The organism is Aeromonas sp. sif0611, from assembly GCF_019218845.1.
In the GTDB taxonomy this organism is placed as follows: domain Bacteria; phylum Pseudomonadota; class Gammaproteobacteria; order Enterobacterales; family Aeromonadaceae; genus Aeromonas; species Aeromonas media.
In genome coordinates this window covers 1-860 of sequence record NZ_JAHUWU010000023.1, presented here as the reverse complement: position 1 = coordinate 860, position 860 = coordinate 1, and the positions used below count along the sequence as shown (strand labels likewise).

Sequence of the window (860 nt, the reverse complement as noted above, 5' to 3'; positions counted from 1 at the left end):
TCGCCCAGGTACTGCACCTTGCTGTTGTCGACCTGGTAAGTCCAGGTGCCGCCCTCGGTGATGGCGAGGCTGCCCAGTGCGCCAGTGCTGGCCACGCCGTTGCCGGCCAGGAACTTGGCTTCATCCGCCCCATCCAGATCGGTCACGCTCAGGGTGCCGGTCTCGGTCAGCAGCGGAGTGCTCTCGTCTTCGGTGACCGCACCGCTGTCAGCGCCGGTGATGACCGCGGCATCGTTGACGCCGGTGATGGTGATGGTGACGGTGTGCTCGGTGCCATCCACAGACTGCACGGTGAAGGTCTCGACCCTGGTCTCCCCTTCGCCCAGGTACTGCACCTTGCTGTTGTCGACGTTGTAAGTCCAGGCACCGCCTTCGGTGATGGCGAGGCTACCCAGCGCGCCCGCACTCGGGGTGCCGTTGCCAGCCAGGAACTTGGCTTCATCCGCCCCGTCCAGATCGGTCACGCTCAGGGTGCCGGTCTCGGTCAGCAGCGGCGTGCTTTCATCTTCGGTCACGCCGCCGGTGTCAGTGCCGGTAATGACGGCCTCATCGTTGACGCCGGTGATGGTGATGGTGACGGTGTGCTCGGTGCCATCCACAGACTGCACGGTGAAGGTCTCGACCTTGGTCTCGCCCTCGCCCAGGTACTGCACCTTGCTGTTGTCGACCTGGTAAGTCCAGGTGCCGCCCTCGGTGATGGCGAGGCTGCCCAGTGCGCCAGTGCTGGCCACGCCGTTGCCGGCCAGGAACTTGGCTTCATCCGCCCCATCCAGATCGGTCACGCTCAGGGTGCCGGTCTCGGTCAGCAGCGGAGTGCTCTCGTCTTCGGTGACCGCACCGCTGTCAGCGCCGGTGATGAC

At 65.5% G+C, this 860-nt stretch carries 1 protein-coding gene; it reads right to left on the bottom strand.

The window, feature by feature from the left end:
• Nucleotides 1-860, bottom strand: an 860-nt coding sequence (locus KW824_RS20585) for a VCBS domain-containing protein (RefSeq protein ID WP_218410878.1), incomplete at both ends; no start/stop codon positions are given.